Source organism: Desulfamplus magnetovallimortis (genome assembly GCF_900170035.1).
In the GTDB taxonomy this organism is placed as follows: Bacteria; Desulfobacterota; Desulfobacteria; order Desulfobacterales; family Desulfobacteraceae; genus Desulfamplus; species Desulfamplus magnetovallimortis.
This window is the reverse complement of the sequence record NZ_LT828542.1, coordinates 350,269-375,645: the sequence shown is the minus strand read 5'-3', so window position 1 is coordinate 375,645 and position 25,377 is coordinate 350,269. Positions and strand designations below refer to the sequence as shown.

Here is a 25,377-nt window from a genome sequence, read left to right as displayed (position 1 = left end):
AAAAACCCTTGTGGGAATGTCAATATTTTATCCGGCACCGGGAAGCGTTGATTATGGACACTGCCTTGAACAAAATATCTTGCCGGAAAATTTAAGCCTTATGCGCTCTTCTGCCTTGCCTCTTTCAGATATAACTTCACGCCTTCAATCTGTGACACTCCTGCGCCTTGCAAGAATAGTGAATTTCATAAAATCAGTTAAAGGTGCCAATGCTACTCTACCGCCACCGGAATCATATTGTGAACAAAGGTGGGTTGGTGACAGGTGTGCTGCTTATGAACAAGGGGGGGGTAGTTACAGGCGGGGGGCTGACTTCAGCCTAACTGAACGAGAGAAGCTTAGTCTGAAGTTGTTACAGTGGTTTCTCCATGATGGCATAATACGGGGAGTTGAGGGAAATGCAAAGGTGTTTGAACACTTTACCGATGTGGATTTATCCCGTTTTTTTCTTGGAGAGTTGAACAAATGCGAATCAAATATTTCTGGGAAATATGATGAGACTGTAAAATAAATGGAGATTACTTTTATGCTGATAATAGGAAGTTATAATGAACTTGTTGTACAGAGAGAGTCAACCGTCGGTTTTTATCTTAATCCAAAAGAGGAAGAGGTGCTGCTGCCGTTTAAATATGTACCTGAAGGATTGAAACCTGGTGATACCATAACTGTTTTTGTCTATACAGATTCTGAAGACAGACCTGTTGCAACAACCCTTAAGCCCGTTGCTGTTGTTGGTGAATTTGCTTTTATGACTGTTAAGGATACAGCCTCTTTTGGCGCTTTTCTTGATTGGGGTCTTGAAAAGGATCTTTTAATACCCAACAGTGAGATGCCTTCACGATTTAAAAAAGGGGAGAAACATGTGGTAAAGGTTTGTCTTGATGAAGAGAGTGATAGGGTTTTTGCAACTGCAAGAATAGCACAGAACTGCAGCAGGTATATGGCAGGAATTTCAGAAGGCCAGCGTGTGGAAGCTCTTGTATATGGTATTACAGAGCTTGGTTATCAGGCTGTGATTGACAATTCCCATTGTGGAATGATCTATAAAAACGAGACCTTTGAAAAATTAGCTTTGGGTGATAAAATCTCTGCTTATATACACAGGATAAGAGATGACAGTAAAATAGATTTGCTGCTCAAAAAACCTGGGTATGCTTCTGTGTCTCAATCAGAAAGAAAAGTGATGGAGATACTTGAAGGCATGGGCGGTTTTACTTCATGTCATGATAAAAGCTCACCGGAAGAGATCAAGAAAATCTTTTCAATGAGTAAAAAAGAGTTCAAAAAAACAGTGGGTTCTCTCTATAAATCAAGGAAAATTAAAATTCTGGATAATGGGATTATTCTGACATAAAAAAGAAAAAAATCTTATGATACTAAAACCTCCATGGAGTGATTCAGATGGTCCCATTGACCATGAAAATAATGAGAGCTATCTGCACGGTAAAGTTCAGATAACCGAGCGTCCTCTTTTTTACTGGGTACTTCACAGAAACAGAATGCTTCAGGCTGTTGTTTTGCTGGCCATAATTGTAAGCCTTTTTTTCAAGGTTTATCCTCTGGAGATGCAAAGGCAGATAGTTAACACAGCCATACGCCTTGGCAGGCAAGATCTTCTTTTTTTATATTGCGGTCTCTATTTTGGTTCAGTGATGATTGCTGCGCTTCTTAAATATTTTCTCAATTTTATGCAGCGTTATATTGGCCAGAAGGCTGTGATGGAGATACGCCAGGAGCTTTACTCCCATATTCTTGCTTTGCCAATGAGGTTTTTCAGGGAAAATCAGCCAGGCACCATGATCAATGCAATGACAGCCGAGCTTAACAGTGTCGCTCTTTTTATTGGTCTTGCGCTGACAACGCCCATAATGAATATCCTCACATTTTTTGCCTTTTTCGGGTACATGATCTATCTGAACCCCAAACTTGGCCTCATAAGTCTTACCATATATCCCCTTGAGCTTGTCATAATCCCTCTGCTTCAAAAAAGATACAATATATTGAACAGAAAACGCGTCAAAATAACAAGGGGCATGAGCAGTACCATTAATGAGGCAGTCTCAGGTATCCATGAAGTTCATGCAAATGCCGCCTATGATATTGAGGAGAAAAGGATAAAGAGTTTTATTGGTGAACTTTTTAAGGTTATGTCTCCGTTATTTCTGTTTAAATTTGGTATAAAGTTTGTCAATAGCATGATCCAGAGTGTTGGCCCCTTTATTTTGTTCATGTATGGAGGCTACCTTGCCATACATGGCTATTTTACCCTTGGCGCCCTGGTGGCATTTTTATCAGCCTATGAAAAGGTTTATGATCCCTGGAAGGAGATGATTGAATATTATCAAGAGTATCAGGATGCAAAGGTACATTATCAGCAGATCATGGATACTTTTCGTATAACCCCCGACTATCTCAAATTGCCTGTGGGAAGGCCGGTTCATGTTATTGATGGCAGTGTGGAGGTAAGGGATCTGGAGTATGAGCTTCCTGGAGATATCAAACTTTTAAACAATATCTCTTTTGATATTCAATCAGGAACCCATGTAGCTATTGTGGGTTTTTCAGGCAGCGGGAAAAGTACCCTGGCCATTATTCTGGGACAGATGTACGGTTACACAAATGGCAGTGTCCGTTTGGGGGGGCATGAGCTTTCAACTCTTACCAAGGTTGATGTCAGTAAAAACATTGGGTTTGTTGCCCAGCATCCATTTATATTTACAGGTACCATCAGAGAAAATATTTTATACAGTTGCGCTGCCCTTGGCAGTTGTGTTGACTTGGGGAACTGTGTTGACTTGGGGAACTGTGTTGACTTGGGGAACTGTGTTGACTTGGGGAACTGTGTTGACTTGGGGAACTGTGTTGACTTGGGGAATTGTGCTGACTTTGGGAACAGTGCTGATTTGGGGAATTGCGTTGCATTGGATAATTGCGTTGACTTGCACGGTTCCACTGACAGTGATGGTGCTGTTCCTGGGAGAAATGAGTTGATGCCTTCAAGGAATGAACTGTTTAAAATTGTGGAAAAGACAGGCTTAAAAGAAGATATAATACGTCTCGGCCTTAACAGCGTGCTTGAGCCTGATAAACAGGATGCCTTGATATTTGCACTGATAAAGATAAGGCATGCCATTTCTCTTTCCGGTCAGGCAAATCTTAATAACTATGTAGAACATTATGAAGTCAACAGTTTCATGCATCACAACACCATCTATGAAAACATTGTTTTTGGTGAATTCAATGATGCTGGTTTTGCTCCTGAGAATATTGCAACAAACTCTATTTTTATTGAGTTTCTCAAAAAAGAGAATATGTATATCCCTTTACTGCTGCTTGGTAGAAGCATTGCTGTTGAGACTGTGAGTTTGTTGAAAAATTTTGTTGAAGATGATTTTTTTCTGAGGTCAAGTCCAATAGGCTCCAGTGAATTCAAGGCATATGCTGACCTTGTCAGCAGTCTTGAAAATATTGCAGTAAAAACTGAATACACGAAGTATTCGGATTCCATAGGAAATTCTGATTCCATGGAAAAATCCGATTTCATAAAACATCCTGATTCCATAAAACATCATGATTCAATGGCAAATCTTGATTTCATTGGAAATCTTGATAAATATAAGATTGTGATGCTGATGGATCTATCTTTAAAATATATTCCGGCATTTCACAATATGGTTATACTGCCGCAATCCCTGGAGAAAAAGATTGTCCAGACCCGACATGTTTTTATGACAGAGATTGGCGGGGCAGAAATTAATCAATGCATGAATCTTCCCGAGTTTATGGAGAGCAGCAAAGATGACCTTACAAAGTTTTTTGCGGCTCACAGGGAAAGAGAGTTCAGGCCATACTGTCCATCCATGTATCAGTTTTCCCATTCTCTTCTTGATAACATTATTTTCGGCAAGGTTAAATACAGCATTGAAGGGGATCTGCAAAGTGTTATTCCCCTTGTGATGGACTTTCTCATACAGGAGAATCTTTTTGACGAGATAATGGAGATTGGGCTGGATTTTAATGTTGGCAGTAAAGGAGATCTGCTCTCCGGAGGTCAGAAACAGAAAATTGCCCTTGCAAGGGTTCTTTTGAAAAAACCTTCCATATTAATTCTGGATGAGGCCACAGCAAGCCTTGACAATCAATCCCAGAAAAAAGTACAGAAATTGATAAGAGATGGTCTTCCGGATAATACAACTGTCCTCTCTGTGATACATCGCCTTGACATGGCAAAGGAGTATGATCACATTATTGTTATGAAAGGGGGGCAGATTGTAGAGCAGGGCAAATTTCAGGATCTGCTGGATCAAAAAGGAGCTTTGTATGAACTTTCCAGATTATGATATTCCAGAGAAGAATTCTGATTCCTCCCATTTGTCAAATGGTGTTAATCATAACTCTAACTCTAACTCTAATACTGATAATGTTGTTGTTGAGAGTAATAGAAAAAAGAATTTCGACCATCCCTTAAAAAATGATGCAAATGAAAATGGCAGTGATGTGGATATGGAAAAGCCTGAATGTGCATTTACCCGTAATCTGGAAATTCTCAGAATGGCACCTGTTTTTGCAGGGGCATCCCTTGAGATTTTAAGATTGTGTGCTTACATGTCGCGTTTTGTTGAGTTTAAAAAGGGACATGTGGTCATAAAACATGGAGATCGTGCAGGTTGTGCATATTTTGTTGTGGCAGGGGAGCTTGAGGCATATTACGTTGATCCGGATAATCCAGACATTTTTTTTGCGATACAGAGAATAAGTGAGAACGATTTTTTTGGGGAGTTGGCGCTTATTGCTGATTTTGAGGCTTTTTTCAATGTTAAAGCTTGTACTGATGTAAAGCTTCTGAGTCTTGACAGAAAGAGCTTCAGGAAAATTCTTTCAAAATTTGAAGATAAAAGAGATGGTCTTGTGGAAAAAATAGTGCAGCTCAGAGTCAGGCGTTTTGAAAAGCAGATGTTGAATTTGATTGAACGTTATAGATGATATGTTTTTTTACTCAAAATCGAAATTTTATTGCTTTTTCCGAAGTTATTGCAGTTGTCTGAACCAGGATAACCAGGATGCCCGAACCATGATAACCAGGATGGATAGGATGCTCAGGATAGATAGTCCTGCCTTATCTTTGTTAATCTTGGGAATCCTGATTCAGACAGTGTTGACAATGCTTACAAGATCATAGGTGTCGATTTTGAATACGTTACAAAGATAAGGGAGACAGTTCATGGGAAAAAATCACTATTGGGCAATAACTATCTTAGCGTTAATGTTTGCTTTGTCTCCCCATGTATTGGCAGGTGATGGGGTAAAAGGGAAAGTAATTGCCCCAAAGCATCTTGGTGGCTTTACACTCGGAGAGAGCATTGATAGTTTCAAGGAGCGCATAAAATCAGACAGCCGCATGTGCATCCGATACCATGATTATCTTCAGGAGGTTGAAGTGTACATGTGTCCTGTTTTTAAATCAGGTTTAATATCCATTGCCAACTGCCAGGAGATGGACAAAATTGTCAGGATAAAATTAAAATTTCAGGATGATTCAAGAAAATTTTACGATACTGTTCTTAAATACTATAAAAACAAGTTTGGAGAACCTGATGAATGGAAAGGAGATGCCTTTGGGGTGGTTCTTGCCTGGAAATGGTCGTTTGTTAATGACAAAGGGGAAAATATAAGCCTTATCTTTCAGCATAACAATCAGGATGAAGATCTTAAAATGGGCAATGTTGTTAAACTTGCAAATACAACGCTTATAGAGAATGAAGAGAAATGTTATAATAAAAGTAAAGATTCCAATAAAAAGAAAATGCAAAAGCAAATAAAAAGAATGGAGAATATGAATCTTGATAGCCCTGAATTGCAGGAGTATATAATACCCAGGTAGCTTGATAGTATAGGAAATTCCATTTTTTTTAAGGTCTCCGCAATCCGGCAGTTACAAGTCAAAGTGACTTTTTGGTGACAAGCAATATAAAAGATTTTCATAACTCCGAGCTTAAATTTGATCAGTTGAACATCGTGACACCTGGAGAATTTGTTAAAATATGGAGAAGTAAAAATGGCTGAGCCCAATGTATTGACCATAAGGGTTCCTTTGGACCTGAAACAGAGAATTGCCAGAACAGCTGAGGAACAGGGGGTTTCCATCAATCAGCTTGCAATGTATATGTTTACAAAAGAGCTGAGTGATTTGGAAACCGGTAAACTGATTTCGGATGTCTGGAAGCAATATTCAAAGAAAGAGATTATGACCGGCTTTGATGAGGTCATGTCAAAGGTAAAAGATAAAAAAGTACCTGACTGGGACAGACTGGGATGAATCCGGTCTTCATACTGAAATCCCATTGTTTTGATACGGCAACTCCAGGTACTATAAATTATCTTTACCGTGGAAATAGGGCATCCTTCATATCATACAGAAAGTACTTTACACTTTCCAGAACAGTATCCCCGAAAAACGGGCATTCTGTTCGGGAAAGTGTAAACTGGGAAATGAAGGATGCCGGAAATAGATACAAATTTCCATATTCGGGGGTGGCATTAGAGACAAGGCATGCCTTGTCTCTAATGTCATGACGGTTTTATCAAATAAAAATAAATACACTCTTCAATATGAAATACACTCTTCAATCTGGTCAATAAACCTGCTTCTCATTGAGAACTGCCCTTTCCGGTAATTTGCATGGGAAAGAAAAAGATAGCGTTCTGCCCGGGTCATGGCAACATACATAAGCCGCCTCTCCTCCTGAAGGGCCTTTTCACCTGAATCAATTGATCGCCAGTGTGGGAAAAGGTTCTCCTCGCATCCAACAACAAATACCGTGTCAAACTCAAGTCCCTTGGCAGAGTGTATTGTCAGAAGCGCTACTCCTTCATCAGAATTGTCGTTTTCATCCTGGGTCTCCTTGTCTTCCCGAATCAGGGCTGCCTCTTCAAGGTACTCCAGAATATCGAATTTTTCCTTTGCCGTGAATCGAAGCTGCTCTATGTTCTCTTTTTTTGTGATCAGTTCCCCTTCGGTTTTGCAGATTTTTTTGAGGTGCTCATTATAGGATGTTCTTTGAATAATCTCACCAATTGCAGCATCTGGCGTCATCTCTCTGATATCATCCAGAATAACCAGAAGCTCAGAAATGCTGTCATGTATTTTTTTGGAAAGTACTCTCTCTCTTACCATTATTCTGGCAGAATCCTGAAGACTCATCCCTTCTGATCTGGCCGCACCTATCTTTTTTATCATGGCAGGGCCGATGCCGCGTTTTGGAGTGTTGAGAATTCTTTCAAAGGATACATCATCGTTTGGAAAAACAGATGCAGAAAGATAGCTGTTGATATCAAGGATCTCCATGCGCTCAAAAAATCCCTGTGCACCCATGAGTCTGTAGGGTATCCTGAAAAGCCGAAAGGTCTTTTCAAATGCCAGGGAACAGAATTTTGTTCGATAGACCACTGCCATCTTGTCAAAGGGAATGCCGTCTCCATATGCGTTAAGGGATTTTGCCTTGCCTGTAACCCAATGTGCCTCATCTGCATCTGAATGGAAATCGTGAATCTCCACAGTCCCCCCACGTTTTCTGGAGAAACACTTCTTGTCCATTTTATCATGGTTGAAATCTATGAGCCCATTGGCAACCTGAACAATTTCGTCAGCAGACCTGTAATTTTCCTCAAGCCTGAATATTTTTGAATTGTCATATCGTCTGGGAAATTGAATAAAATGGCTTACATTGCTTCCTCTGAATCCATATACGGCCTGCCAGTCATCTCCAACGCAAAAGAGGTTGCCGTGTTCACCAAGAAGCAGGCGGGTCAATTCATCCTGAAGGTCGTTGGTGTCCTGGTATTCATCCACAAGGATATTGGTAAAATAGTTTTTATAATACTCCCTGACATCATTGTTCTCTCTTAAAATATCCCTTGTTTTAAGAAGTATGTTGTCAAAATCAACACTGTTGGCCTGGATAAGTTTGTTTTCATACTGTGTAAAAAGGTCATATATTTTAACAGGTATGCTGGAAATCCTTGGCCTCATGTCAAAATATTGAAGGGGATCTCCTGAGTTTTTTGCCCTTGATATGGCAGAGATAAGGTTTCCCGCATGTTTTTTATCAAGGTTGCTGTTTACAAGCACCTCTGTTGCAATTTTTTTCTGATGGTAGCCAGAGCAGATCTGTATGGGATTTGTGTATCCAGCAAGCTCACAATGCTTTTTAAGGATTACAAGACAGGCTGAGTGGTAGGTACGAACCCAGGGAAACTGGGCATATCCCATGCCGGTTAGTTTGTAAAGACGGCTTTTCATCTCGTCGGCGGCTTTGTTGGTAAATGTGATTGCAAGGATACGCTCCGGTGGATGGCCGGTGTTGATAAGATGTAGAATTTTTGCTGTCAGGGTTCTGGTCTTTCCGGAGCCTGCACCTGCAACCACAAGTGCCGGTGAGCCGGAGTGTATAACTGCTTTTTGTTGCTGTTTTGATAGTTCCATAATTTTTTTTATACCTAACCTGGACAAGCCAGAGCCAAAGAGGTTTTCTGATTCCCTTGCCAAAAGAACACGAAAATCACAAATAAGAATCTAACCTGGGCAAGCCAGAACCAAAAGTTTATTTTGATTTTTTTTCCAAATTTTTATATTTGGGAGTGGTCGTTTAATGCGGCCATGAAGGTTTAGTTGTGTAAACGGACATGGCTGTGACTCAGCCACCCCCGAATATGAAGATTTGTATCCATTTTTACGGTAAATTAGAGTTCAGACAATGCAGAAATTGGATGGATTTTTATTTTTTATCGTTTAATTCATTAATGCCATAGAGACGGCAGGTATTGTTCCATATTATATCAGCAAGGCTTTCAACATCCATTCCTTTAATTTCAGCAAGTTTTAACATCACATGCCGCACAAAGGCCGGCTCATTTCTTCTTGTTTTATTTTTCATGGGGGCAGGTGTCAGATATGGAGCATCGGTCTCAATAACTATTCTGTCATCCGGAATATGAACTGCAATCTCCCTTAAAAGTCTTCCACGCTGTTCAATGGTTAATATGCCTGTAATGCCGATATAGTACCCTAAGTCAAGGTATTGAGACATCTCTTCTTTTGAGCCGCTGAAGCAGTGGACAACCCCTCCCTTTTCCCTATGTCCCGCATATTTGAGTATTTCCAGAAATCGGCCATCAGAATCTCTTTCATGGAAAATCATGGGAAGGTTCAGTTCGTTGGCTGCTGCAATCTGTTCTGTAAACCATTTCTCCTGATCTTCTTTGGGAGAGTGCATTCTGTTGAAATCAAGCCCTGTTTCACCCCATGCCTTGACGCATTTTTGCTTTGCAAGCACTTTAAACTCTTCAATTATATCATGGGAGCATTTTTTTGCATCATGGGGATGCATACCCACGGATGTAAAAAGGCGCGGAAGGGATTTCAGATTATTGCCCGGATGTTCGTTATCATGGGAATATTTTTTTGTAAGATGTATGGCCTGCCTGGTTGTTGCCGGATTAATCCCAACAACCATGATGGCTTTAATATCGGCATCATATGCCCTGGTGAGCATCTCATCAAAGTCATGTTTAAAACTTTTGTCATCTATGTGTGAGTGGCTGTCAAAAAGCCTCATTATAAACCTCCGGGCACGAAATATTCAAAAGTAAACGGACATGGCTGTGAGTCAGCCACCCCCGAATATTGAAATTTGTATCCATTTTCACGGTAAACTCAAGTACCTTTCTTCATTTCCAAGGTATGGGGTTTATACCTAAGTGTAAGCTGATTGTCATGGTTTTTCTGCTAAAATATTTGAAATCAGCCAAGGCCAACATCCAGCATCATCATAATTGAAAAACCGGCCATGGTTGCCATGGTAACAGTATCAATGTTTGCTTCTGTTCGCTGTGATTCGGGAATCAGCTCTTCAACCACAACAAAAATCATGGCACCGGCAGCAAAACAGAGCGCATAGGGAAGTACACTTTGCATGTGTAAAACAAAAACTGCCCCAAATACACCGGCTATTGGTTCAACTATGCCTGATGACTGTCCCATGAGAAAGCTTTTCATGCGGCTTGTTCCCTCCCTTCTCAAGGGAAGAGATACTGCCGCTCCTTCCGGAAAATTTTGAAGTCCAATACCAAGGGCAAGTGCAACAGCCCCTCCAATGGTGGCTGAAGATAGATCCGCTGCAACAGCGCCAAATGCAACCCCCACTGCAAGGCCTTCTGGAATATTATGAAGTGTTATTGCCAGCACAAGAAGTGTGCTTCTCTGCCATGATGTCTGGATACCTTCGCTCTGGTCCATGTCAAGCCCCAGGTGAAGATGGGGAAGCAGATAATCTGTCAGTCGCATGAAAATGCCACCGCTCATAAACCCTATAAAAGCGGTTAGCCAGGGAATTTGTCCTGTCTGTTCCGCCATTTCGATTCCTGGTGCCAGAAGAGACCAGAAGCTTGCGGCAATCATAACTCCGGCGGCAAAACCAAGCATGGAATCCATGAGTTTTGGATTTACTTTTTTTGTGAAAAAAACAATAGATGCGCCTGCTGCTGTTAAGCCCCATGTAAATAGCGTTGCCATGAGAGCCTGCATGACCGGACTGAATTGCTGTATAAAATCAATCATTGCTGCCTCCATTTTTTATAGTGAAAATGACTATCATTTTATATTTGGGGGTGATTGATATGTAATCAATCATGCCTGTTTGTAAGGAAGTCACCATAACATATTGATATGTAACTACTTTCATGTTTTGTTGTGATGCGTCAACAAAGATGGGGGGGTATAAGTACTCAAAGTCAATACCTGTGTTCTTGTAAGCCTTGTCAACACTTTCTTAATCAGTATTCCCAGGATTAACAAAGATAAGGCAGGATTATCTATCCTGAACATCCTATCCATCCTGGTTATCCTGATTCAGACAAATGCAAGAACTTTTGAAAAAGCAATAAGATGTCGATTTTGAGTAGGTCTGCCATGGCCGTTATAAAAATCTCCTTGTAAGAAGCTTTCCTCTTTTGTATAGTCCTTTAAAAATGATGCTCCCGTAGAATGACCCAAATGCTACATGTATTATTTATAATATTAGTTGGTTATGGTTGAAAAAGGATTTGAAATCGGGTTTTTTACGGCTTAATCAAAAGCAGATGAAGTCAAAAACAATTTCAGGAAGTTTAATCATGTATCATATTGTCCCGTTCGCTTTCAAGTTATATCAAAATCAAATCAGGAGATAAATATTAATGAAACAGGCAGTTATTGTCAGTGCTGTCAGAACTCCACTTGGTAGTTTTGGCGGCACGTTGAGTAAAACAGGAGCCACAGACCTTGGTGCCCATGCAATCACTGAAGCCATCAGTCGTGCCGGTATTGATTCAAAAGAGATAAATGAGTGCATAATGGGTATGGTTCTGCCATGCGGTTATGGCCAGAATCCGGCCAAACAAGCTGCTGTCAAGGCTGGCCTCCCCTGGGAGGTTGAAGCAATAACAGTAAACAAGGTGTGCGGCTCATCCCTTAAAGCTGTAATGCTTGCTGCTCAGGCGATACAGTGCGGAGATGCTGATGTTGTGGTTGCAGGTGGGATGGAAAATATGAGTATGGCTCCCTATTACCTGGAAAAGGCACGATGGGGGCATCGTATGGGACCAGGCAAAATTGAAGATCACATGGTGCATGACGGGTTGTGGGATATTGTCAATGACTTTCATATGGGTATGTCAAATGAGCTCTGCTGTGAAAAGTGGGAGGTGACAAGGGAAGACCAGGACAGATTTGCCGAAGAGTCATACAGACGGGCATGCAAATCAATTAAAGAGAATCGTTTCAAAGATGAGATAGCCCCCGTTTCTATCCCGGGCAGAAAGGGAGAATCAAAGGTTTTTGAAATTGACGAATGCCCCCAGGAGAGTACCTTTGAAAAGCTTTCCAAAATGAAACCTGCCTTTAAAAAAGATGGCGTGGGAACGGCAGGCAATGCGTCAATAATAAGTGACGGCGCTTCGGCAGTTGTGGTCATGAGCAGGGAGAAGGCTGAGGAGCTGGGGTGTACCATCATGGCAGAAATAGGGGCGCAGGCCTCCTATGGAATTGACATGAAATATGTTTTGATGGCGCCAATCTATGCCATTCCCAAAGTTTTGAAAAAAGAGGGATGCACCATAGACGATATTGATCTTTTTGAGATCAACGAAGCCTTCAGCGGTACATCTGTTGGTATCAACAAAGTTCTTGAACTTGATCCCTTAAAGGTAAATGTCAATGGAGGCAGTGTGGCTCTTGGACATCCGATTGGCGCAAGTGGAGCAAGGGTTCTTACGACCCTTATCCATGAGATGATCCGTCAGGATGCAAAAAAGGGACTTGCATCACTTTGCCTTGGCGGTGGTGAAGCTGTTGCCCTTGTAATCAATAGATAATTTCACGTTAAAGGATAATAATCATGGAAATTAAGAAATTTGGTGTTATTGGTTCTGGTCAGATGGGTAATGGAATTGCCCAGGTTGCAGCGGCAAGCGGACTTGAAGTTCTGATGAGTGATATAAAGGAAGAGTTCACAGCCAAAGGTATTGAAAATATTACTAAAAATCTTGCAAGAAGCGTAAGCAAGGGCAAACTTGAGCAGTTACAGATGGATACCACGCTTTCCAGAATCAAGACAACTGTGGATCTTAAGGATATGGCAGATGTTGATTTTGTTGTGGAAGCTGCTGTTGAAAGGGAAGATCTGAAGTTCAAGATTTTTGAAGATCTTGATGCAATATGTCCTGCCCATGCAATTCTTTCCACAAATACCTCCTCAATTCCCATAGGACGAATTGCCGCCCGTACAGGACGTCCTGACAAGATTATCGGCATGCACTTCATGAACCCTGTTCCTGTTATGAAGCTTGTTGAGGTAATAAAAGGTCTTGCCACTTCGGAAGAGACATTTGAGATTACCTGGGAGTTGAGTAAAAAATTTGGAAAAACCCCGGCAGAGGCAAATGATTTTCCGGGATTTATTGCCAATCGTATTTTGATGCCCATGATCAATGAAGCAGTTTTTTGTCTGTATCAGAGTGTTGGTAAGCCCGAGGATATTGATACTGTCATGAAGCTTGGAATGAATCATCCAATGGGGCCACTTGCCCTTGCTGATCTCATTGGCCTTGATACCTGTCTTGCCATAATGGAGACCCTTTATGATGGCTTCAAGGATTCCAAGTACAGACCATGCCCGCTGTTGAGAAAATATGTTGAAACAGGTTGGCTTGGCAGAAAGTCCGGCAAGGGTTTTTATGATTACAGCCGATAGTGTGTAAATTCCCCCTTCTTCATGCATGAAGAAGGGGTTAAACTTTTGCGGCAGAATTCGATATCCTTCATATCAACTCAAAATTAGTTTACACTTTTCGAAAAATTCTGGGCAACCTTCATTTCCCAGTTTACACTTTCCCGAACAGAATGCCCGTTTTTCGGGGATACTGTTCCGGAAAGTGCAAAGTACTTTCTGTATGATATGAAGGATGCCGAATTCTGAACCATGATTAAAGGAGTTAAGGATTAACACGATTAAAATCAAGGTAATCCCTTAATCATGAAAATCATGGTTCAAAAAAATGTAACCCGACAAATGAAAGATGCCCAGAATTCAACGGATAAACCCGCTCATAAGAATAATGGGGGGATGTTTTCGCGGGAAAGGGAGAGTTCAGGAACAAAAACAAAAGGAGAGTTAATGATGGAGTATTATCATCAGAGTATTCCGATGTCAGAAATTTTAAACAGAATTGCAAAACTTCAGTCCGTTTTGCTGGAAAAGGATATGGATGCTGCCTTGATACTCCAGAAATCGGATTTTTTTTACTTCAGCGGAACAATTCAGCAGGGATGGCTGTATGTTCCGGTGGAAGGCAGACCACTTCTGATGATTTTCAAGGATTATGAACGCGCAAAGGCAGAATCTCCCATTGAATCTGTTATCTCACTTGTAAGTCCAAAAAAGATTCCTGAAATAATAAAAGATATGGGAATGCCCTTTCCTGCAAACCTTGGGATGGAGCTGGATGTGCTGCCAACGAATCTCTATTTTCAGTATGATAATATTTTCAGCTATTCTGCTATAATTGATGTTTCTACAGAGATACGCCTTATCCGTGCTGTAAAGTCAGATTATGAAATTGGTCAGATTGAGGCTGCTGCAAGGCTTTCTGACAAGCTTGCTGAAAAGGTTCCCGAGATTCTGGAGCCGGGGAAAACTGAGATTGCACTTGCAGGAGAGCTGGAAGCCTATGCAAGAAGCCTTGGGCACCAGGGCAATGTAAGGATGCGTTTGTGGGGTTCCGAGCTTTTTTACGGCCATCTTATGGCTGGAGAGTCTGCTGCTGTACCAAGTTTTATGTCTTCTCCCACAGGTGGATGCGGAACCTCTTCTGCAACAGCACAGGGCGCTGGTTTCAGGAAGATAAAGCCAAATGAGCCTGTGCTTGTGGATTATGTCTTTGCCCTAAATGGTTACCTTTCAGATCATGCCCGTATTTTTTCCATAGGCCCCCTTTCAGATGATTTTATCAATGCCCATGATGCAATGTTGGATATACAAAAAAGAGCTGTTGAATCCGGCAAGAGCGGTATGGTGTCAGGGCAGCTTTATGAGCAGATGGTTTCCCAGGCTGAAGATGCAGGTTATGGGGATTTTTTCATGGGTGCTGATGCAAGAAAGATACGTTTTACAGGCCACGGCCTTGGGATTGAGCTTGATGAGTTTCCTTTTATTGCAAAGGGGCAAAAACTTGTGCTGCAAAAGGGGATGGTGGTGGCTCTGGAACCAAAAGTGATAATGCCAGGCAAGGGTGTTGTGGGCATCGAAAACACTTTTGTTGTGACAGATGATGGATTGAGATCTCTTGGAAAGTTTCAAAATAGTATATGTCAGATTTGAATTTAATAATTAGAGGTACCTTTTTTTAAATATCCGGCTTAAATTGTTGCTATGAAACCTGACCCCCAGCCTCCTTCCCTCAGACTTGCTAAGGGGAGAACAGTTTAAAAATGGTACACTCAAATAATCATTGCCGCTTTGATAGAATTTTTAATCAGGATTTGTTATTGCGGCAAAAACAACAGAAACGGTGATATTTGTTATGACGCATAGGCTCAGCACTATACAGATGGAAGATTTTCTCGGTTTTGCTCCCATAGGGATATATCAGGTTAATGCAGAAGGGAAGCTTGTCATGGCAAATCCTGAGATGGCCTGGATGATGGGTTATGAAAGTTCATCTGCAATTGTTGAGCAGATGAACGACGTGGCTTCCCAGATGTTTGCAAAAGATGAAGATGCTGAAAAGTTCTTGTTTCAGCTTTTGGAGGCAGAGCAGGTAACAGGATTCAGATGTGAGCTTCAGCGAAAGAACGGCAGCAGATTCTGGGCAAACTCCTATGCAAAGCAGCTTCAAAATCAAGATGGAAGACCAGATGGTTTTTATGGCTTTTCAATTGATATAAGCAGGATTGTACGCATTGAAGAGAAGCTTCATCAGGCTAACAAGGAGCTTGTAAGGATTGCAACTCTGGATGGCCTGACCAAGATTGCCAATCGCAGAAAATTTGATGATTATCTTGTTTCAGAATGGAAGCGTTCAATAAGGGAGCGCACTCACATCTCCCTTGTATTGTGCGATATTGATTTTTTTAAGCCCTATAATGACAATTATGGACACCAGGCTGGTGATGAAACCCTTCGCAGGGTGGCAAAGTGTATTGAAAAAAATTGCAGAAGACCTGCTGATCTTGCTGCAAGATACGGAGGAGAAGAGTTTGTGGTTGTGCTGCCTGGTACTGATGTTGCCGGAGCTGCAAGGGTTGCTGAAAATTTGAGAGTTGCTGTCAGAAACCTTGAAATTCCCCACGAACACTCCCATGCCCACAGTTGCGTTACCATAAGTTTAGGGGTCTCTTCCACTATACCAGAGCATCTTTCCCCTCCGGAGACATTGATTGAGGAGGCTGATAATGCCCTTTATCATGCAAAGGAGCATGGCAGGGATCGCTTTTTTGTACATGAATAAATATACGGGGGTAGAGTGGTTAGCAGAGCTAATCAATGATGTTGTTAAAAACCGATTTCTTAACAGATGTTGATAGAGGGATAAATAATGGTTACAGCAGAAAAAATTAAAGAGGAGATTCTCTCTCTTTCTGAAAAAGAATATATTAAGCTGAGGGAGTGGTTTTCAGAAAAAGACTGGGAAAAATGGGATGACAGAATTGTACAGGATTCAAAAAATGGAAAACTTGATTTTCTTATTAAAGAAGCTATGGGCGAAAAAAGCAAAGGGACTCTGAGGCGCCTCTGATGCATAAAACGACTGACCGTTTTTGGAAGTGTTTTGACCAATTGCTTTCCAATGAGAGGATATAAAAATGATTTTTTTAAATTCAGAAGATATTGAAAATTCTCTTGATAAAGGCCATATGGTTGACATGATGGAAGAAGCCATGTTGCTTTTTGAAAAAAAAGAGGTCTTTATGCCACCAAGGAATCATGTGACGCATGGGGACAATACCCTTCTTCTTATGCCATGTTTCGGTCAGGATTATTTCTGTACAAAACTTGTCACTGTATTTCCTGAAAACAGGGAAAAGGCTTTGCCTGTGGTCAATGGCACAGTCGTGCTCAATGATGCCAAAACAGGTACTCCTGTTGCCATACTGGATGGCCAGGCATTGACATCTGTTCGTACTGGTGCTGTGGGTGCTGTGGGTGTTCGGTATTTTTCCCCTGAAGAACCTCATTCTCTTGGCCTTGTGGGAGCCGGAGTACAAGGATTTCATCAGGTGCGTTTTGCTGCATCTGTAAGGAGTTTTGAGTCAATATATGTGTATAACAGGGACAAATCAAAAATTGCTGCTTTTCTGGAAAAACTTCGGCAGGAAAAAAATTTGAATCTTGATGGTGTCTCACTCATTGAGGCAGATAATTGTGAGCATCTTTTGAGAGAGTGTCGTACAATAATTCTTGCAACATCATCTAATTCTCCTGTGTTGCCTGATAAAAGGGAGCTTTTAAAAGGGCGTACGCTGATTGGTATAGGCTCCTATCGCCCTGACATGCAGGAGTTTCCAGGGGCAGCTTTTGAAAATGCATGTAAAATGTTTCTGGATACTGAACATGCCATACATGAATCCGGTGATCTCATTAACCCCTTGAAGCAGGGTTTGATAAGAGAAGATTTGGTAGAGACAATGGGACGATTCCTTCTGAATAACAGGAAGAGCAGCGAAGCTCAACATGCCCAAAATATATCTTGTGATGGTTTACAACCAAATCATGGTTTACAACCAAATCATGGTTCACAATCAAATCATGGGGCAAAAAGAGATTCCATAATATATAAATCTGTGGGCATGGCTGTATTTGATTTGATGGCAAGCATTGCCATTTTTAGAAAAGCCAGAGAAAAAGGCCTCGGTCAGGATATTAAGTTGAAGAATGTGGTTTGTCATGCCTGATGTCATTTTGCATTTTTTTGGTGTTTGTCGAATTTTTTCAGGCATTTTTGGAATTCTTTATATCAACTCAACAGGATTTTACACTTTTCCGAAAATCACTCCCAAACAACCAGCCTGCTGTTTCTTTTTATCTTTAATTTTCTGTTTTTTTATACATATTCTTTTTGCATCTTCGCTCTTATCAGAGGATAAGATTGATAATGTGACACTTGGCCTTAAGAAAATTGAAGAACAGATATCACTTATTGAGAAAACCCTTGATGTTGAACAAAAAGAGATTGCTGATCTTGATGACCGTCTTGAGGTTCATAAAAATACCAGAAATGATTTTGACTCAAAAGTAAATATCTACAGGATAGAGCTTACCACCCTGAGCAGTCAGCTACATCTTCCTGATGTTGAACTGAAACTCATTGAAAAGGCATATATGAGCTGCCAGACAGCAATGGTAAGTGTGTCAGATGATCTGTCAAAACTGAAGCAGAGAAAGGAGCAATTGACAGAGAGTCAGCGCCTTTCATATGAGCAAAAGATTGTAAATGACAAGCTCCTTGCAGAAATTGCAGCAGACGTTTTAAAACGTGCAACCGAGGTGGAGTCAGCAATTGAAGATGGTAGGCGGGAGGAAGATGGCAGGCGGGAGGTTGATGAAAAAAATGGTGAATCAAGTGGAGGGGGCAATGAAAATCATCAATTAAGCCAACCTGGTGCAAATGAGCTGGATTCCAGTAACGTCGGAGCAAATGAAGTAGTTGAGCCTGTTAAAAATGAAGTGATTGATCCGGTTAATTCAGAACATCAGGCAGCTTTTGATACTCTTGGTTTGCGGTTAAAGCGGCTTCAGACAACTCTGACCAGAAAAATGCTTCTTATTCAATCCATTGACGAGATAGTAAACGAGAAGATCACTATCCTTGATGATATAAGAGGTAAATACAAAAGTCTCTTGGATGATCTTGAAATCCGCATTAAAAATGCCAGAAAGGCAGAGCTTTTAACCCGTAACAGCAATCCCCTTGCCCATGGAACATGGAAAGCACTTGGAGATGATATAAATGAGCTGCTCCTCACCCTGAGATCGTTGTCTGAAGTCAGTGGGTGGAAAAACAGCTTCAGCTTTCTGTGGTTGTCTGGCATTCATAAACTTGTCTCTTTTTTTGTTGTCCTGCTGATGCTTTTTGTGGTTGCTTTAAGAACACGGGGTTTTTTTAATCATCTTTTGAACTCTTCATGGATACTGGATCGCTACTGGAGTTCATTGTCCCTTAAGATCGCCCATAAGCACCTTATAATCTCTTTTATTACAGTCTTTCTCTATATCTGTATTAATTTAAAACTTTTTTCAACTATTCCATAACGGCAAACCTGATTGTCGAGATATTAATGATTCTTACGTTTATCTTATGGCTGATACATTTTTTTGAACTTCTGCGTGAGAAATATCCGTCAATTCCTGCATCAGAGCTGATTTTTTTTCTAAAAGCCCTCAACCTTGTTGCCATGACAACCATTTTGTTAAGTTATGTTCTTAAAAGCGACAGCAGTGTTCTTATCTCTTATCGTTTATTGTGGGAATTTCTTTTTTACGGCTGGATTCTCTATTTTATAAAAAAAGTAATGCCCTGGACAGAAAAAGTATGCAGAGAGAATAACAAAAAGGCACACATGGTTATTGTGGCTATCAAAAACTGTATAATGCTCATTGCCATGGCTGGTATTGTTCTTGAGCTTCTTGGATATGGCTCCCTTGCCATTTACTGGTACACATCATGGGGAAAAACCATGATTGTCCTTATGTGGTCAGGGCTTATTATTGGTGCTTCCAGGGAGTGGATACCCGGAAGTCTTCCTGTATGGAGTGGCGAATCACAGGAAAACAGCTCCCAGGGAAATGTCCAGGGACAGAGCCCCCTGCAGGATGATGGAAAAAGCCAGGGATATAGCGAATCGAGCCGTAAGGTAGCCCGTTCGGCAAAGACTCAGCAGTTGCAGCCCGTTGGCGAGGTATCTATCCTGTGGCTCATCAAACAGCTCTCTTTTGTCCTTCTATTTTTTCTTGCAAGCATTGCACTGTTTCTGTCATGGGGAAGCAGTGATTACCTTTTTCCAAGGCTTGTCATGATGCTAACCTACTCTTTTAATATAGGCTCCATGAGTTTCAGTCTTTCAAGTCTTGCCCAGGCAATAACCATCCTGATTTTGACCCACTATCTTGCAAGGGTATGGCGTCATTTTTTTCACACCAATTTCCTTGGAGAAAGTGGTCTTGATCGGGGGATCCAGGAATCCATGACAACCATAACTGTCTATTCCATCTGGATTTTCGGGATTTTTATAGCAATGCTTGTTTTTGGCCTTAATACAACAACTCTGACTGTTGCTTTTGGTGCACTTGGTATTGGTATTGGTTTTGGGCTTCAAAATATTTTCAATAATTTTATAAGTGGTATTATCCTTCTGTTTGAACGCCCGATCCAGGTTGGTGATGACATTGAAATCAATGGTACCTGGGCAACCATCAGGAAAACAAATGTTCGTTCCACAGTGGTTCAGACCTATGACAATGCTACAATAATGATTCCAAATTCCGAACTGATAAGCAATCAGGTAATCAATTGGAGTTTTAAGGACAAGCGTCTTAGAAGAAAAATTACTGTGGGTGTTGAGTATGGATCTGACATTGAACTGGTTAGAGAAACGCTGCTTGAAATAGCACAAAAGACACCAAAGGTTTTGAGTTATCCGGCTCCTGATGTGCTTTTTGAGGATTTTGGGGACAGTGCCCTGATTTTTACCCTGAGGTTCTGGACTTTTATAGATTTTTTTATTGCAGTGGAGACGGACATGCGTTTTCAGATAGATAAACTTTTCAGGGAAAGAAAGCTTGTAATTGCATTTCCGCAGCAGGATATTTACATTAAATCTCTTCCTCTGACTGGAAATGATACGAAATCATGAGTCTTTAATACTCAAAATCGACATCTTATTGCTTTTTAAGCAGATATTATATACTCAAAGGCGACACCTATGATCTTGTAAGCCTTGTCAACACTGTCTGAATCAGGATTCCCAAGATTAACAAAGATAAGGCAGGATTATCTATCCTGAGCATCCTATTCATCCTGGTTATCCTGGTTCAGACAACTGCAATAACTTATGAAAAAGCAATAAGATGTCGATTTGGGTATATAATCAAGTCCATATAACGTACATGGCTGATGACCGCCACAATCGAAGAGATGAAAGTCTTTATATATCAGTATTCTATGAAGGGTTTCTAATAAAAAAAAGAGGAATTGTCTTGAAGTGCACAATAAAAAATTATTCTTAAATTTGGTAAAATCATTAATATTTAGGCTTGCAGCAGCTTCTGTATTTATTATTATTCTAAGTGGTTCTGGTTTTATTCTAAGTGGTTTTGGTTTTATCCTAAATGGCTCTGGTTTTATTTTAAATGGATATGCTTTTGCTGACCAGAACTCTGATAGTTCCCAAGGAAAAGTAATTTCATGTAAAATTGGCACCTGGAAAACAGCCCAGACCATTCAACCCTTTTTCTATGATAAGTTTGTTCCCAGAGGATTAAAGACAGAAGTTCTTCATTTTACCAATCCCGGGGATCAAAAAACTGCTCTTCTTGCAGGGGAGCTTGATATGTGCGGGACTACCCTGGCACATGCCATCCATTCAGCATCAAGGGGACAGCCTGTTGTTGTGGTTGCTGCCTTATGCAATAAATGTTCTGCACTTGTGGCAAGGGAGGGCGGAGATCTATCCACAGTGTCCGACCTTAAGGGTAAAAAGATAGGATATGTTCCAGGCACAATGCACGAGATACTATTGAGAGAAACCCTTGTCAGAAACGGTTTGTCCCCTGAAAGAGATGTTTTGCTTACCCGGGTGGATTTTTTTGATATGGGCATGGCTCTGGCAGGGAAGGGCATTGATGCATTTCTTTCAGGAGAGCCTTTTCCAAGCCTTGCTGTGTTAAAAGGATACGGTAAAATAATATCATATCCATACTATGGAGAATCCATAGGAACCATAAACGCAGGTATGCTTGTGCGCAAAGAGACAATTAAAGAAAATCCTCAACTTGTGCATGATCTTGTGCTTGCTCATGCCATGGCCACACGTTATCTTTTAGCCAATCAAAAGGAGTGGCTTGAAAAATCTTCAACTTTTGGAGTTCCTCTTGATGTACTTGAAAAGGCTGCTTCTAATATGGAACTTGCCTGGGAAATGGATGAGCTGTTTATTAGCCAGGCACGTGCATTAGGAGAGAGAATGGAGGCTCTGGGTGTTATCAAAAAACAGCCTGATTACGAATCTCTTTTTAATCTTGAGTTTGTTGAAAAGGTAAAAAAAGAACTTGAATGACCGTTTGATTCCATGGGTACTGCCCTTTACAGTTTTTTTGTTATGGTTTTTATCAAGCGAGATGGAGATTGTTCCTCTTTATCTATTTCCTCATCCGTTTGAAGTTGCCCAGTCAGGATGGAGCTATATTTTTGGAAAGATCGGAGATGAGCCTTATGCAGGACGTTTTGTATATGACCTTGCGGCAAGTTGTACAAGGATAAGCCTTGGGTTTGGACTTGCTGTTATGACAGCTCTTCCACTTGGTCTTATGTCCGGCAGAAACAGGTTTGTACACAGGCTGCTTGGCACATCTGTTGACGGGTTGCGGGCAGTGCCCGGGATAACGTGGCTTCCCCTTGCAATGGTATGGTTTGGCATAGGCATAAAAACAACGGTTTTTCTGGTGGGTATGGCTGCATTTTTTCCGATTTACCTCAACAGCGCCACAGGTGCAAGAGAGGTTGATCCCCTTCTGCTACAGGCAGGGGCAATGATGGGGGTCAACAGGTTTAATGCTGTTTTCAGGATTCTTATCCCTGCGGCCATGCCAAGTATTGTTACAGGTTTGAGGCTTGGACTTGGAATATCATGGGCTTATCTTGTTTTAGGGGAGCTTACAGGAGTCCCCAATGGACTTGGAGCCATTATAATGGATGCAAGAATGGTGGGACGAACTGATATTATTGTGGTGGGGATTTTTCTTGTGTCAGTTATCGGTCGTTTAAGTGATCTGCTTTTAAAACTATTGTTGAGATTCTGTTTTAAAAATGCTTTGTGATAAAAATGTTTTTCTTGGGGTGGAGAATCTTGGAAAACAATTTCCAGGTAATGGCACTCCTTTGACGGTACTTGAAAATATCAACTTTGAAGCAGAAGATGGTGAGGTTATATCCATTGTAGGGAGAAGCGGATGTGGAAAGTCAACCCTTCTGAAGATTCTTGCAGGATTTCTTAAACCTGATTCAGGCTCTGTCTTTTTCAAGGGAAGCAGGGTTCACAGACCCGGGCCTGATCGTTGTGTGGTTTTTCAGGAGGATGCTCTGTTCCCATGGCTTACTGCCGGAGAAAACATTGCTTTTGGTCTTAAAAGACAAATCAGGGATGGAAGCAGGATTGAGAGAGAAGTTGACAGATTTCTTGATCTGATGGGGCTTTCACAGTTTCGTGATTATCTGCCTCGTGAGATATCAGGAGGTATGAAACAGCGTGTAGCTCTTGCAAGGGTTCTTATTTTAAATCCCGAGATTCTTTTAATGGATGAACCCTTTGCAGCCCTTGATGCCCAGACCCGTGAAGAGATGCAGGAGCTGCTTCTTGAACTGTGGGGACAGTTTTCCCACACCATTGTATTTGTGACCCATGATGTGGGGGAAGCCGTTGCAATTTCAGACAGGGTTATTGTTATGGATAAAAATCCCGGCAGAATAAAGGATGTCATAAATATTGAACTTGAAAGGCCAAGAAGAAGGGAAGATGTCAATTTTATGAGGTTTTACAGCAGGCTATATAAGCTTCTGAGGGACTGAATTTTGAGTTTTTATATGAAAGTCTCGGTAACAGCCTGTTTCTAAAACGACTTTCATCCCTTCGATTGTGGCGGTTATCAGTCATGTACGTTTATAAGAAAGCCCCCGTATTTCAAGGTTTTTTCAGGGGTTTCATGCTTCGTTGTGGCAAGATGGTTTTGCCATGGCCGTTATAAAAAAAAGGATTGTAATATTGAAATCTTACATATATGCGGATCTTCATAATCACACAACTGCTTCGGATGGTGATTTTGCTCCGTCAGAGATTGTTAATCGTGCAGAACAGTTAGGAATAGCAGTTCTGGGAATTACAGATCACGATAATGTTGCAGGTGTTGAAGATGCCCTTTTGCAGGGGGATTTGAAAGGCGTTGAGGTGATTCCAGGTGTTGAAATCTCTGTGCGCTTCAAAGAACCTCTGTTTACAGGTACATTGCATCTTCTCTGTTATTTTGACAGAGCGCTTCTTGATGATCTCTCTTTCAGAGGTGATCTTGATCAAACTCTTGGAAAGGGAAGGGGGGACGCTCTTGTTAAAGCCAGAGTGTCTGAAATCAACCGAGTATTCGGGCCCGATGGCGCTGAGCCTCTTCTTGAAAAGCCCATGACATTTGAAGAGGTGGCATCTTACAGCCCTGCTGTAACCCGCCGTCATTTTGCTCTGGCCCTCAATGAGATACATAAAATAACAGAGCCTGCAACAGTAAATGAAATTATTGGCAATGAAAGCCCTGCCTATCTTCCATCAGGTATTGACCTTGCAAGTGTCTCTGATTTCACAGGTCGTTATCCTGTATTGACGGTTCTTGCCCATCCTGCTGCCGGCTCTTTTCCTGGGAAAGGCCATTACAGGGAGGTACTGCCCTCTCTTGAAGTGGTTGAAGAACTTTTTCCACGGTTTCTTGAGGCTGGTATCAGGGGAATAGAGATAAACTATCCTGGTCACATTGATGAGCATCGCCGGATACTAAGGCAGTGGGCTGCAGAAAACCATCTGGTTGAGACAGGTGGCTCTGACTGTCATGATGAGAAGATGCGTCCGATGGGTGTTGAGGGCATTAATAAAGATATGTATGAAAAATTTAAGGCGCTTCTCAGAAGAGGCAGGCAACAATGAAAGAGATAATCTGTAATGGAATCTGATTGTGTAAAAAGAAATATTGTGGATGTTGCCATAGGCGAGCTGAAAAAACGTGAAGAGAGAGGGCTGCTTGAAGGGAGTCAAGACGCCCTGGATAAAAAGGAGATGATTCAGCTTGTGGTTTTCAGAATGGGAGACTCTTTCTGTGCATTTCCAGGTGAGAATGTAGTCGAGATTCTCCCATTTGGCACGATTACTCCTGTGCCTGGAACTCCTGAAAGGATTCGTGGTATTATAAATGTAAGAGGAACCATTGAATCTGTTATCAATCTTCATGTTTTGCTGGGTATGGAGGAAAGAGCGCTATCTTCAGGTACAAGGGATAAAAATCTCAATGGTTATAACTCAGGATACCGGAAGATGGAGGAAAAATCACCACCTTCAGCTTCAAGAATACTTCTTGGCCATGCAGGGGAGATCCGTTCCGGCATACTGGTTGACCGTGTCGAGGATATTATATCTGTTGAAAAAAATAGCCTGGGAACCCTTGTTGAAAAAAACGGGAACTTTGCAGAGTTTGCATCTAAAGGTGAAATTTTGCTTCAGGAAAATTATGTGACTCTTTTAAATATGGAGAAAATATTCAAAAGTATTTTTAAGGGTTGATTCTAATAACCTCTCAAAATCGACATCTTATTGCTTTTTCATAAGTTATTGCAGTTGTCTGAACCAGGATAACCAGGATGCTCAGGATAGACAATCTTGCCTTATCTTTGTTAATCTTAGGAATCCTGATTCAGACGATTTTGACAATGCTTACAAGATCATAGGTGTCGATTTTGAGTAACCTGCATGGTAGTGCTTCTTCAAGTTTAGACTGTCGGGTGATTTTACAGGCAATGCAAAGCTAAGAGGCATTTTCT

Annotated in this window: 21 protein-coding genes and 1 pseudogene; 19 read left to right on the top strand and 3 right to left on the bottom strand. The window is 41.2% G+C overall.

What is annotated here, in order from left to right; genetic code table 11:
* From MTBBW1_RS28260 to MTBBW1_RS08275, 6 genes and pseudogenes are all read left to right on the top strand, one after another.
* A pseudogene (locus MTBBW1_RS28260) lies at positions 1–511 on the top strand (hypothetical protein); the annotation flags it as partial.
* A gap of 15 nt (positions 512–526) precedes the next feature.
* Positions 527–1,354 (top strand): CvfB family protein, encoded by an 828-nt coding sequence (locus MTBBW1_RS08295; RefSeq protein ID WP_080801830.1) that lies wholly within the window; start codon positions 527–529, stop codon positions 1,352–1,354.
* Between the two features lie 16 nt (positions 1,355–1,370).
* Positions 1,371–4,340 (top strand): ABC transporter ATP-binding protein/permease, encoded by a 2,970-nt coding sequence (locus MTBBW1_RS08290; protein ID WP_080801828.1) that lies wholly within the window; start codon positions 1,371–1,373, stop codon positions 4,338–4,340.
* Positions 4,321–4,983 (top strand): cyclic nucleotide-binding domain-containing protein, encoded by a 663-nt coding sequence (locus tag MTBBW1_RS08285; RefSeq protein ID WP_080801825.1) that lies wholly within the window; start codon positions 4,321–4,323, stop codon positions 4,981–4,983. The genes MTBBW1_RS08290 and MTBBW1_RS08285 overlap by 20 nt, the downstream gene beginning before the upstream one ends.
* A 238-nt stretch (positions 4,984–5,221) precedes the next feature.
* On the top strand, positions 5,222–5,881 hold the full coding sequence (locus MTBBW1_RS08280; RefSeq protein ID WP_080801822.1) for a hypothetical protein: 660 nt from the start codon (positions 5,222–5,224) through the stop codon (positions 5,879–5,881).
* A 174-nt stretch (positions 5,882–6,055) separates the two neighbouring features.
* Positions 6,056–6,316 carry a toxin-antitoxin system HicB family antitoxin gene (locus MTBBW1_RS08275; protein WP_080801819.1) on the top strand — a complete coding sequence of 87 codons (261 nt, stop codon included), beginning with the start codon at positions 6,056–6,058 and terminating at the stop codon, positions 6,314–6,316.
* 288 nt (positions 6,317–6,604) lie between these two features.
* Here MTBBW1_RS08275 and MTBBW1_RS08265 read toward each other — a convergent pair whose 3' ends face one another.
* The 3 genes from MTBBW1_RS08265 to MTBBW1_RS08255 all read right to left on the bottom strand — a co-directional run bounded on the left by MTBBW1_RS08265 (position 6,605) and on the right by MTBBW1_RS08255 (position 10,615).
* A complete protein-coding gene (locus tag MTBBW1_RS08265; RefSeq protein WP_080802097.1) occupies positions 6,605–8,482 on the bottom strand; it encodes an ATP-dependent helicase in 1,878 nt (625 codons plus the stop codon).
* A 292-nt stretch (positions 8,483–8,774) separates the two neighbouring features.
* Entirely contained in the window at positions 8,775–9,614 is an 840-nt protein-coding gene (locus MTBBW1_RS08260) for a TatD family hydrolase (RefSeq protein WP_080801814.1), read from the bottom strand.
* 185 nt (positions 9,615–9,799) lie between these two features.
* On the bottom strand, positions 9,800–10,615 hold the full coding sequence (locus tag MTBBW1_RS08255; RefSeq protein ID WP_080801812.1) for a ZIP family metal transporter: 816 nt from the start codon (positions 10,613–10,615) through the stop codon (positions 9,800–9,802).
* Between the two features lie 617 nt (positions 10,616–11,232).
* On the opposite strand from MTBBW1_RS08255, the gene MTBBW1_RS08250 reads away from it, so the two are divergent.
* The 13 genes from MTBBW1_RS08250 to MTBBW1_RS08190 all read left to right on the top strand — a co-directional run bounded on the left by MTBBW1_RS08250 (position 11,233) and on the right by MTBBW1_RS08190 (position 25,120).
* Positions 11,233–12,408, top strand: a complete 1,176-nt coding sequence (locus MTBBW1_RS08250; RefSeq protein ID WP_080801809.1) for an acetyl-CoA C-acetyltransferase — start codon at positions 11,233–11,235, stop codon at positions 12,406–12,408.
* A 23-nt stretch (positions 12,409–12,431) separates the two neighbouring features.
* Positions 12,432–13,286, top strand: a complete 855-nt coding sequence (locus tag MTBBW1_RS08245; protein WP_080801806.1) for a 3-hydroxybutyryl-CoA dehydrogenase — start codon at positions 12,432–12,434, stop codon at positions 13,284–13,286.
* Between the two features lie 282 nt (positions 13,287–13,568).
* Positions 13,569–14,912 carry a M24 family metallopeptidase gene (locus tag MTBBW1_RS08240; RefSeq protein ID WP_245809304.1) on the top strand — a complete coding sequence of 448 codons (1,344 nt, stop codon included), beginning with the start codon at positions 13,569–13,571 and terminating at the stop codon, positions 14,910–14,912.
* 202 nt (positions 14,913–15,114) lie between these two features.
* Positions 15,115–16,041 carry a sensor domain-containing diguanylate cyclase gene (locus MTBBW1_RS08235; protein WP_080801803.1) on the top strand — a complete coding sequence of 309 codons (927 nt, stop codon included), beginning with the start codon at positions 15,115–15,117 and terminating at the stop codon, positions 16,039–16,041.
* Positions 16,042–16,128: 87 nt separating this feature from the next.
* Positions 16,129–16,329, top strand: coding sequence for a hypothetical protein (locus MTBBW1_RS08230; RefSeq protein WP_080801801.1), 201 nt, complete (start codon positions 16,129–16,131; stop codon positions 16,327–16,329).
* Positions 16,330–16,396: 67 nt separating this feature from the next.
* Positions 16,397–17,485: an ornithine cyclodeaminase family protein gene (locus MTBBW1_RS08225; RefSeq protein WP_080801798.1), complete on the top strand. Its 1,089-nt coding sequence runs from the start codon at positions 16,397–16,399 to the stop codon at positions 17,483–17,485.
* A 202-nt stretch (positions 17,486–17,687) separates the two neighbouring features.
* Complete coding sequence (locus MTBBW1_RS08220) at positions 17,688–18,842, top strand: coiled-coil domain-containing protein (protein ID WP_139786702.1); 1,155 nt, start codon at positions 17,688–17,690, stop codon at positions 18,840–18,842.
* A gap of 26 nt (positions 18,843–18,868) precedes the next feature.
* The gene (locus MTBBW1_RS08215) at positions 18,869–20,443 is read left to right on the top strand and encodes a mechanosensitive ion channel family protein (protein WP_080801793.1); all 1,575 of its coding nucleotides are present in this window, start codon (positions 18,869–18,871) and stop codon (positions 20,441–20,443) included.
* A 348-nt stretch (positions 20,444–20,791) separates the two neighbouring features.
* Positions 20,792–21,865 (top strand): ABC transporter substrate-binding protein, encoded by a 1,074-nt coding sequence (locus MTBBW1_RS08210; RefSeq protein ID WP_245809303.1) that lies wholly within the window; start codon positions 20,792–20,794, stop codon positions 21,863–21,865.
* Positions 21,858–22,625, top strand: coding sequence for an ABC transporter permease (locus MTBBW1_RS08205; RefSeq protein ID WP_245809302.1), 768 nt, complete (start codon positions 21,858–21,860; stop codon positions 22,623–22,625). The genes MTBBW1_RS08210 and MTBBW1_RS08205 overlap by 8 nt, the downstream gene beginning before the upstream one ends.
* Positions 22,615–23,373 carry an ABC transporter ATP-binding protein gene (locus MTBBW1_RS08200; protein ID WP_080801789.1) on the top strand — a complete coding sequence of 253 codons (759 nt, stop codon included), beginning with the start codon at positions 22,615–22,617 and terminating at the stop codon, positions 23,371–23,373. Before MTBBW1_RS08205 ends, MTBBW1_RS08200 begins: the two co-directional genes overlap by 11 nt.
* 193 nt (positions 23,374–23,566) lie before the next feature.
* Entirely contained in the window at positions 23,567–24,490 is a 924-nt protein-coding gene (locus MTBBW1_RS08195) for a PHP domain-containing protein (RefSeq protein WP_087881740.1), read from the top strand.
* A gap of 15 nt (positions 24,491–24,505) precedes the next feature.
* On the top strand, positions 24,506–25,120 hold the full coding sequence (locus MTBBW1_RS08190) for a chemotaxis protein CheW (RefSeq protein ID WP_080801787.1): 615 nt from the start codon (positions 24,506–24,508) through the stop codon (positions 25,118–25,120).
* The last annotated feature ends 257 nt before the right edge of the window (positions 25,121–25,377 follow it).